Annotated in this window: 12 protein-coding genes; all 12 read right to left on the bottom strand. The window is 38.2% G+C overall.

Annotation, left to right across the window (positions count from 1 at the left end):
• The coding region (locus HMPREF9073_RS01380; protein ID WP_009412185.1) for a phage late control D family protein at positions 1 to 649 on the bottom strand (649 nt) is incomplete at its 3' end.
• 45 nt (positions 650 to 694) lie between these two features.
• A complete protein-coding gene (tssD, locus tag HMPREF9073_RS01385; RefSeq protein WP_009412186.1) occupies positions 695 to 1,084 on the bottom strand; it encodes a type VI secretion system tube protein TssD in 390 nt (129 codons plus the stop codon).
• Between the two features lie 109 nt (positions 1,085 to 1,193).
• Positions 1,194 to 1,580: a type VI secretion system tube protein TssD gene (tssD, locus tag HMPREF9073_RS01390; protein WP_009412187.1), complete on the bottom strand. Its 387-nt coding sequence runs from the start codon at positions 1,578 to 1,580 to the stop codon at positions 1,194 to 1,196.
• 50 nt (positions 1,581 to 1,630) lie between these two features.
• Positions 1,631 to 2,017 (bottom strand): type VI secretion system tube protein TssD, encoded by a 387-nt coding sequence (gene tssD / locus HMPREF9073_RS01395; protein WP_009412188.1) that lies wholly within the window; start codon positions 2,015 to 2,017, stop codon positions 1,631 to 1,633.
• A gap of 150 nt (positions 2,018 to 2,167) precedes the next feature.
• Positions 2,168 to 3,529: a DUF5458 family protein gene (locus HMPREF9073_RS01400; protein ID WP_009412189.1), complete on the bottom strand. Its 1,362-nt coding sequence runs from the start codon at positions 3,527 to 3,529 to the stop codon at positions 2,168 to 2,170.
• A 28-nt stretch (positions 3,530 to 3,557) separates the two neighbouring features.
• Positions 3,558 to 4,010 (bottom strand): hypothetical protein, encoded by a 453-nt coding sequence (locus tag HMPREF9073_RS01405; RefSeq protein WP_009412190.1) that lies wholly within the window; start codon positions 4,008 to 4,010, stop codon positions 3,558 to 3,560.
• Between the two features lie 280 nt (positions 4,011 to 4,290).
• A complete protein-coding gene (locus HMPREF9073_RS01410) occupies positions 4,291 to 6,123 on the bottom strand; it encodes a type VI secretion system baseplate subunit TssF (protein WP_009412191.1) in 1,833 nt (610 codons plus the stop codon).
• A gap of 14 nt (positions 6,124 to 6,137) precedes the next feature.
• On the bottom strand, positions 6,138 to 6,572 hold the full coding sequence (locus tag HMPREF9073_RS01415) for a GPW/gp25 family protein (protein WP_009412192.1): 435 nt from the start codon (positions 6,570 to 6,572) through the stop codon (positions 6,138 to 6,140).
• Entirely contained in the window at positions 6,569 to 7,258 is a 690-nt protein-coding gene (locus tag HMPREF9073_RS01420; RefSeq protein WP_009412193.1) for a hypothetical protein, read from the bottom strand. Before HMPREF9073_RS01420 ends, HMPREF9073_RS01415 begins: the two co-directional genes overlap by 4 nt.
• A gap of 17 nt (positions 7,259 to 7,275) precedes the next feature.
• Positions 7,276 to 7,809, bottom strand: a complete 534-nt coding sequence (locus HMPREF9073_RS01425; RefSeq protein ID WP_009412194.1) for a hypothetical protein — start codon at positions 7,807 to 7,809, stop codon at positions 7,276 to 7,278.
• A gap of 8 nt (positions 7,810 to 7,817) precedes the next feature.
• The gene (gene tssO / locus HMPREF9073_RS01430) at positions 7,818 to 8,333 is read right to left on the bottom strand and encodes a type VI secretion system TssO (protein ID WP_009412195.1); all 516 of its coding nucleotides are present in this window, start codon (positions 8,331 to 8,333) and stop codon (positions 7,818 to 7,820) included.
• 29 nt (positions 8,334 to 8,362) lie between these two features.
• Positions 8,363 to 9,502 carry a hypothetical protein gene (locus tag HMPREF9073_RS01435; RefSeq protein WP_009412196.1) on the bottom strand — a complete coding sequence of 380 codons (1,140 nt, stop codon included), beginning with the start codon at positions 9,500 to 9,502 and terminating at the stop codon, positions 8,363 to 8,365.
• Positions 9,503 to 9,599: the final 97 nt, after the last annotated feature.

Below are 9,599 nucleotides of genomic sequence, written 5' to 3' on the forward strand. Positions count from 1 at the left end.
TCTCACCCAAATCAATGGTCTCTTGGAGTTTATTGCCAAAAATAAGTTTACTGCCATCATAATAAAAGTATTCTCCATAATACTTAGCCAAACGACAAATAAAGTCGTAGTCAGACTCTTGGTATTGTACCGTATAAGGAAGTGTCCTTGTGGTATTTACTCCTGCTGAGGTATCCACTTTTGCGGACTCATCATACTCCTGGGTAGCTGCAGCAACAATTTCTTGTAGTGTTTTATTCTCATAGGATTGACATTCCTTACCGCTATCTAAGAGAATACTTGGTGCATTTCCTGAGATATAGAGCGTACCATAACCGCCCCCTGTCTTTCGCTTACAGTGAATCTTAGTGATAATTCCCGAGAAGTGTTGTACTACCTTGCCATATTGATAAAACTTAATGGTAAGAGGATCGCCAAGCAGATCGCGGGAGTGTTCCATAATGTATTCGTGGAACTTATCAAATGAGTCCTCTGGGGTTTCAATGGTAAAGGTATCGTGCTGGCAGTTGTATTGGTGTAGCTCTACTTTATAGCTTTCTGTAGCCAAGAAGTCTTTACCATTAGAACTCAGTAAGCAGTAGACCACAGGATTGGTCTTATCGTTAAGAAACTCTGTAAAACTTTTTAATTTGAAATCTTTTAACTCCATAAAAAATGCTCTTTAAGATATTAGTATTAGTAATTTAAAATAGCTTTAGCCTCTCCACATCTTATTGTGAGCTACCCCACCTACATCAAATCCTTGTGCGATGAGTCGTATTTCTATCTGCAAAGGCTCAGTGCCTTGTGCATCAAAATGTTCCTTGTATTTAATACAAAAGGCTTTTTTGAAAAGCACTTCTTGGAGCTTACTCATAGCATCTCTACGGTAAAAAATAATTTTACCATCTTTAGTTTGGTTGTGGTCTAACATCCAATTGAGCAGTTCAGGTGTTCCTGTGCTCTCTACTCTAATGGATATTTCTCCACCATAAGGCATTCCCTTTGGTTTACCTGTTTCATCAATATTTTGAGTGAAATCGTATTCACACTCCAAAACATTGTAAGTCTTATCATCTAATTCTAATTTAGCAAGAAATGACATAATGTAATCTTTTTATTTTTGAGTTGTTCTATTAATACTTTGTATCTTTATCTATTGTGTAGTTGTAGAAAGAGCAGGTATGAACTGCTCACACCTGCTCTCTATACTTCTAAACCCATTCGTTCTCAAACGCACCTGTGCCCATCTCTATTTTACGAGCAGAGATTGTGAAGGATTCTGTCAGAGGTTTTTGTCCTGAAGCCTCAAAATTTTCTTTGTGCTTTACCAAATACCCCTCAGTAAATTTGAGTTCTTTAAGCGTTGCCTCGCTATCGCGTTTTAAGAAGACAATACTGCCGTCTTTTCTCTCAAATGAATTGACCATCCACTCGAAAAACTCAGGCGACTCAGTGCCTTCAATCTCTATGTCAATCTTACCACCTCGGGCAACACTTGACGGTCTTCCTGTTGCGTCTGTCTCTTGGAACAACGCGTAGCTCACTTTAAGGATGTTAAACTCCTTACCTGCTACTTTTAATTTTGCCTTAAAAGCCATAAATATTCCTTTTTAAAAATTAATAATGAAATGTTTACTTCTCTCAGCACCTACACCCACTCATTGACGTGTTTGCCTGTACCAAGCTCAATCTCTTTAGCTGAAAGCGTAAAGGTTTCTTTAAGAGGTTGATTTCCTGTCGCATCAAAATCTTCTTGGTACTTAACAATATAAGCCTCTTTAAACTTCAACTCTTTTAAAGTCGCTTCACTGTCTCGTTTTAAGAAGACAATACTCCCATCCTTTCTTTCAAAAGAATTGGTCATCCACTCAAAGAGGTCGGTATCTCCTGTGCTTTCCACAGTGATGTGGATCTTTCCTCCTCTTGAGATACTTGATGGTCTGCCTGACGCATCGGTTTCCTGTAACATTCCGTAGTCTACGGAAAGAATGTTGCGCTCTTTACCCGCAACCACTAATTTTGCTTTAAATGCCATGTTAAATATATTTTAAAATTTAAATACTCAATACTACCAACGATGGAAAATATATTTTGCCTTCTTTCTCTCCTTACTCTCTATTAATTTTCAATTGGCTTTTATTAGTTTATCATCTTAATTACAATAATTATGTATATTATCTATTTTTTAATTCTGTGCGTATTCTACATCCCACTCGTTGCCATCATCTCCCTTTTGTCCGTCCATCTTAATCAGGAAGTTCTTTGCTGGGAAATAAGGGGTCATATGAATATCCAAATGGATTTTGTCTTTTTGGATAGCATCTTGCTCAAATCGTTTGATTTCAAACTTTTCAATCAGCTTATAAGGACCTGTAATGCTATCTAAAAAGCGCACTATCTGTCCCATAATCTCCTTGCGGGTTACTGAGGAATAGTTCTCAAAAGCACGTCTGTTCAAAAAGTCCATCAGCACTTTGGTCACATAATCAAACACACGTACTACTGAATAGGTCTGCAAACCTATATTATCCCCATTGAATAAGGTTTTGGCTGAAAATGCCATTACCTTGCCATATTCATTGACCATTGGGATAAGTCCCAGACTCTCTAAGTTAGCAATCTCACTCTTCTTAAGGTCAAACTTCACTCCTTCTACCTCATTGATACCCCCAAACTTCTTACCCGCCGTTACCTGAGACATCAGTGTCTTGTAAATCTTACCAGCCAAAGCTGCTGAAGGGGGTACAAATAAATCATCTGCTTCTGCTATTTCTTCAAAACGACCACGACCTACGAGCCAATTACAAGTCATCAGTACATTGGAGCGGTATACATCTCCCCCTGTGTGATTTGCCTCATCAAACATTTCCATTACATCATCTGGCTCATCCAAGTGCTGGAAGTCAGTAACGAGCATTACCTTATTGCTATGCGCTATTTTAGCCCATTTCTCAAGTACTGCATTAGAACCTAAATAACCTGGGATAACCAAGATAGAATAGTTGTTTTTAAGGTCTAATCGGTCATAATTATCAGTAAGCTCTGCGTGGATGGCATCAATAAAACGGGTGTTATCTAAGTCTTTAAGTTGCTCAAGAGTAGCATTAACAATGGTTACATTCTTAACCTTATCTTCTTCGGTATTTTTATAGAAAAGTGCTACCGTACGATAGTTAGCCTCTAACTCTTTGGTAGCGTCTACGGCATACGCTAAGTTCTTTGTAAGTAACGCTTCAGAGGCTTTTTTATGGTCTTCTGAAGAGGCAACCATATCGGTAATGGTCTCATTATCACTAAGCACATTGAGCCATAACTCTAAAGTCTTTTTTAAGGTCTCACGTTCTTTGGCTTTGTTAGCCTCTGAAAGGAAAATATTTCTACGTGCTTTGCGCTCTGGATTTACATTTTGTACATTCTCAATAGCACTCTCTAAGAGGTCAAATCCGCCATAACGTGCCAAAGCCTCTATAGACTTCTCTATGGAAATAGGTTTTCCTTGTGGTGCTAAGGGAGCACCTTGTGCTTGTTTAGCTGTATTATCTGCCATTGTCTTATATTTTTAGGTAAAAACTAAACTATTTCTTTTCTGTTAATTCACTAATCAAGCCTCGTAAGGTACTCAACAGTGCTGCCTTGGCTTCGGGGTCTTCTAAGGCAGATTTAAGCACCTTATTGCTTTTCAATTGCTTAACAATCTTTTGGTATTGGTCTTTTTCAGTCTCCAAACCTGTAAGGAAGTCGCTTTGTGCTGTGATGCCCTTTACCCCAAAATCTCCCAGATTGCTAAAAGAAAGTGTCTCTTTCTTCATAGCTCCTTCAGCATCCTCAAAGTCTATGTTTATCTGCGGGCTAAAGTGTTCAAATACTTTTTCAATAGAAGTAAGCCCTTCTACCAGCTCTGGCTTGATGGGGTCATCTGCTGTTAGCTTTTGTGCTATCAGGGTTCTATTCTGAGGAATGTCTGCAATTGCCTCATTGGCATCTAAGGGGACTTCATTTCCGCCTATACCTTTACTGCTAACTGCCATAGTATTTATGTATTAAGTTAATATTGTTTCTTTATTACGCTTCTTCGCACCTACTTTCCCATTCAAATTTAAGAATGGATAAATCTATAGATGTATCTCGGTGCGAAATTACGCAATATTATTTAACACACAAGAGTTTTCGTTAAATTTAACAAAACTTTAACCACTTCGTTTTAAAAGTGAGTTTTCAATTTATTGATATTCAATAAATTAAACGTGTTTATAAAAATCTTTCAAAATTCTATCAAAATATAAAAGTTTCTTTTCTCTTTTTTAGTTCTTATCTCTTCTCAAAAAGCCGATAAGGGTACATATTAGCTGAGGCACTCTTTAGTTTTAGCATAAAACTCTCTTTGAGGTACTCCCATTCTTCTGGGCTTATATTTTGAGTTGTATTGTTCTTTGTAAGGTAGATATCTATGGTACGACTAAAACCTTGGGTAGTAGAGACCTCTTTCTTAGTGCCTTTTGTTACCTCAATGGTGGTTATAGCACTCTTAAAATGGCTCATCCCAAAAGCTTCTATATCCGCGATGGTTACTATCCTACCGCGTGAGAGCAAGGCACTTCTTAGTTCTAAGAGTTTTTCCTCAGAAGTGAGTCTATTTCTACCGCCTACTGAGGTTTTTAGGATAGTAGCAGGTGCTGTAAAATAAGAAGTTTGAGTAGGTGGGCTACATTTGGTTCCTGCTCTTAGTCCATTGCCTTCCGCTCCTGAGGTATGCCAGAAAGCTACCTCACAGTTATTTTGCTCTTCGCTCTTAGTAGTGGAAATGATAAGATATGTATTGTTATCCTTTACGATACCTTGTTTATCTTTTCTCTGCTCCAAAGAGGCTATATGCTGAAAAATCTCTTTTAGCACATCCTTAGTGTAATCGCCTCCAACAGCAGCAAAGGCTGCAGCTTCATTTTTTATAACCTCTAAAAGGTATTGCAATAGCTCGGTTGCCTCTCTGTTGTCAAGTCGGGCAACTCCTCCTCGTCTGACCACTGCAACGGTGTCCTGCTTTTTGCTTTGGTGTTTTTTTAAGTCAATTCTATTCTGGTTGCCATCAATGATATAATCAATGTCCAAAAAGTGATGCTCTGTGGGTAATGGAAATATATTAAGACTTCCCTTGAGTATTTGAGGTAATTTTTTGTACCCTATATTGATGACAGGCACGCAACTGAGCATAAAGCGCACACTGCGAAAAACCTCTGTGTGTACTACTGTGGAGAACTCAAATTTAATCCACAAAATATTTTCTTTGACCTGCTCTTCTATATTAGGAAAATGACTATATAACTGAGTTTCTGCTTCTTTGTTATTAGTTGGACTAATAGGCTCCAATACACCTTTAAGCGTATAGAAATTAGGCTGGTAGACTTGATTGACCTCATTGTATATAGAAGCTAATGAGTTGTTATTCTTGGTAATAATATGCTGTAAATCAAGATGCTTATCTTCTACATTGTATCCATTGCGCAGTGTAAAATTTTTGTTTTGAGCACTTATAGTAGCTAATTTTAAATAGTGATAGAAGAGCTCTTTATGTTCATTGTTATTTACATTGATAAAAAACTGAAGGTCTTCCAAAGGTTCATTATTGGTGTTTTCTATCCCAATCCATAGCTCACCTGCTGGGAGTGGTTTTACCCCTTTGGCTATTTTCTCATCAAAGAAAAAGCTCTCTTGTTCTATTAGTTCATTGCCATAAGCGATATATTTTACTTTGGCTGTAGTGAGTTTTAAGGGTATAGTTGGGGAAAAAGTAATTTCTATTTCTTTATTCTCTTGGGGGTTATAGATATCTTGAACTCTTTTCTTGGTTGCAAAGCTGTTATATAATGAGATAGGCTTGTTGTTTTGGGAAGGGTGTACTTGTAAGATTGTATGCGCAGGGAGTGCCCCAGCAACTTCTTCGGGGAACATCACCTCTAAAATTCGGTCGATAATCCTTGCACGTGAGTTTTCTTGTTCAAAGCTGAGTTTTTCAAGTTCTGAGGCACAAGCAGAAATCAGTAAACCCACCAAGGGGTCAAAGGAGTTCTCTGTTTCGCTCTCACTATAGCCCCACATACGTGAGGCACGTCTTAATATGCGGTCTCTTATTCTATCTTGATCCATCTTTTTTGTATTTGTTAGTAAGACAAAGGTGCTATAAACAAGTGTGTTCTATACTCATAAGGGTTGTTTGTCTCTTTTATAAAACCTTTGACATAGATCATTACTTTCTTCTTTGTACGGGTCTTTTCTAAGGTACTCAGGTTTTGATTGGTCACCTCTACTTCAACCTCTTGCACGAATAAACGTTTTTCGTATCGCTGTATGGCTTCTTTTAAACTATCTTTTACCAAGAGTTTAAGGTTGGCATCACTTTTAAGCATATCAAAGTCTGTCTCCCAAAATCCCGTTCCAAAGCCTTCATCAAACTTGCATTCTCCCCAAGCTGTGGTAGCCAGTAGGAAGAGTTGCTGGTCAATGGAGGTCTCTAAGGTGGTCTTGGCAAGGTCGCGCTTCTCTATCAGTGCCTTGAAGTCTATGGGAGTTTTGTAGTAAGTGCCTTTCATTATCATAAATATATTTTCTTTTTTATCTCTCCCTTTTCGGTATACTCTATCTCTTTGGTGAGTTGTTTGCGTTTGATAAGTTGCAATTGTACTTTTGGGGTGAGTTTGAGTAGTTGCTCACGGTAGTGTATATCTCCCATAAAACTCTGTCCATTGTGGGCATCTACGATGACAAAGAAGTAATCCACATCTTGAGGTTTTTGAAAGTTTTCAATATTACCAGCATACAAAAGTATAGTTTGCCCTCTGTGAGCAAAAGTATAAGAGAGACTGTCTTCGGTCTTTTTGCGGTATTTGCTTAGTGTGTATTCAGTAATACCCTCTTTGTCGGGTTCAAAGCAGATATTCTCATACAAATAGGAAGTCGTGTCAAATCGTTTGATGCCTATAAAAGAAAGTAGGCTTTTGTGTTGCTTCTCTCCTGTAAAGTGAGGAATGTCCCTTGTTACCTGAAACACCTTTATCTCTTCTGTTTTGTCATCGGTTATAGTGAGTTTATAGGTGGGGAGTTCCAATAAAGTACCATTTATATTGAGCTGCACACTGCCAGTTTCTTTATCTGAGATAAGCATATTAATCGTATGTTGTTTAAATCTGCTTTCCTCACGTACTACCACTACCTCCTCACCTGCATCTTTTTTGTTTAATGCCAGCGGGTTTTCACTCATTCGGACATTTAGGTCAAGTTCCATAAAGGACATAACTGCTTTTAATTAGTGGTTAAACGATAGTAATAAAGGCATTTTAGGTGTTCTTTGAGTTCTTTATCTCCACCTTCTCCCAGATAAAACTCATACACTTTTTGGAATGAATACACCAAAATCTTTGTAATCTTATCATTACGCATCTTTTTAAGCTCTGAGCGGCTTAGTTGCCTTACAAAATAACCATCACAATTGAGAGGGTATTGATTCTTAAGGCTTATCATCTCTCCTGACTCAAAATAGACATCTACAATCTTTTCCTTTTTCAGACAAGTGGAAGGGGCAAGTATATTCAAAAATAGGAAGATACTATTCTTCCTCTTTCCTAATTGCAAAGCGGCGTAAGTGTACTCCTCATTGTCCACTCTCAGGTACATAGGAGGTACATTTACATACGGCAAGCCATTTAACTTGGCTTTAGGCTGACTGACATCACACTGTTCTATCACCTTAAATTGTGGCAAAGGTAAGGGCTGTGCTTTTGTTGTAAGCAAGCCTAAAAATAAGAAGGCTATGGCTATATAGGTTCTCTGTGGCATTGGCTTACTTACTGATTTTGATATAGTTGTTTACAAACCTCTAAATCTACTTTCATCTTATCATATTCCTCTTGTAGGATCTGATTGATGTCGTTTAGGCTGTCCAACAAAGCTCTGTCAGCAGTGAGTTTCTTGATATGTTTTTTAGCATCAATATACTGCTTACACACAAGAATGGTGTTGTTGTACATATTCTTATTGTTTAGGGTGTCTTTGGGAAGCTGTTTGTACATATCAGCCAAGATGGATAGGGCTAATTTTTCATTGAAGAAGTCGTCTTTAAGGTTAGACACTCCAATAGAATCTACCGCTACTTTTACCTTCTCTAAATCAGCAGCAAAATGGTTTTGTATGGCGATATCCTTTTCTAACTTAGCATTCTTCTCCTTAAGCAATTTGTTTTCCTCAAAAGGGAAATGCACATTGGCAAACATCGCTATCACCACAATAGTAACTGTGATAGCAAAAAAGAGGACGAAAAACCAATAGGCTTTTGTGCGCTGTTCTTTATTGACTATTTCCATAGTATTTATAACTTTAATTGTTTAACAAATTAATCTACCAAGAGGCTGCGGGTACGCCTTACTATATCTTGATTTTCATTGGTTGTTTCAGCCACAAATATACCGCCATCGGGCTTTTTACCTATATAATCCAAGCGGCTTAGGTTGTTGTACAAGTCTTCTATCAAGTCCATAAACTCTTCTGTTATTTTGATATGCTTGCGGATATGGTTGTGGTTGTAGTAGGTATTGATAAGGGTATTGAATACCTGCTCAAAAGCTCCTTGGGTAAGGTTGCACCACTCAGAAAAATAGTTCAGCAATTCCTCTTTGCCTGCTCCTGAATGGGCATCTGTAAAGTTCTTCACAATACGTGCAAAGGCTGTTACTGAAAGCAGCAATTCACAAGGTGGGTTATAAGGCGACAGTAGTTCAAAGCGGTTGATTTCCTGCCCTAAAAACACCAACATACGCTCATCTATCTTGTCTATCATTGCTGATAGCTCATTATTTTGCTTTTTGATATGGATTTTCTGTGAGATTTGTATGGCATAGTTCTCCATCTTAGCATAAAAGCTACGAATGCGATGGTAGAGGTTTTGTAAGGAAGGGTGTGCTATCACGCAGCTACAAGGTGGAATATAGGTGTCATCCAAGCGCACTTGCCCATTTTCTACAATTACCTTTCCAATCATAAGGTACTCATCGCCAAAATCCTTATTCTTTAATTCTTCATCTGTATAGAGGTAAAGGGAGTAGGTAGGACGCAAAAAAGGAATACGCGGTGGGTATTCTTGTGCTGCTGCCTCTCCATAAGGGGTCGGTTTAAACAATTCAGCGGTGATAAACACAGAAAAAGTGGCATTACCCTTCATTTCTGTCATATCCTTACTCAGCGTTAAGGTTTGTCCTTCTTGTGAGGCACTGATTTGTATACGTATTCCATTAGGAGTAACGGCGTGGCATTCTTCAAGGGTTAGTTGCAGCTGATTGTAGTGATCCATCAGCACATGCATCTTTACCGAATCGCCTGCCACAGGTTGTAAGCCATAGTTAAGGTCTGTGGTTTGCAGGGCTATGGCATCTCTAACACTATCAGTTACAAAGTCCTGCACAGCAATAAAATGGCTGCTGCTTAGCTTCATTCCGTCTATCCAATTTATAGGATAATGGGTGAGTAGATTGTTCATTGTTCTATCTTGTTTGTTTGTTTGTTTGTTTTGCAAAGGTAAGGGTTTTTTATTTAAGGTTTATAGTCTTCCCAGCCATATTTTTTATATTCAGGAG

The sequence above is a fragment of the Capnocytophaga sp. oral taxon 326 str. F0382 genome, assembly GCF_000318295.1.
GTDB classification, from domain to species: Bacteria; Bacteroidota; Bacteroidia; order Flavobacteriales; family Flavobacteriaceae; genus Capnocytophaga; species Capnocytophaga periodontitidis.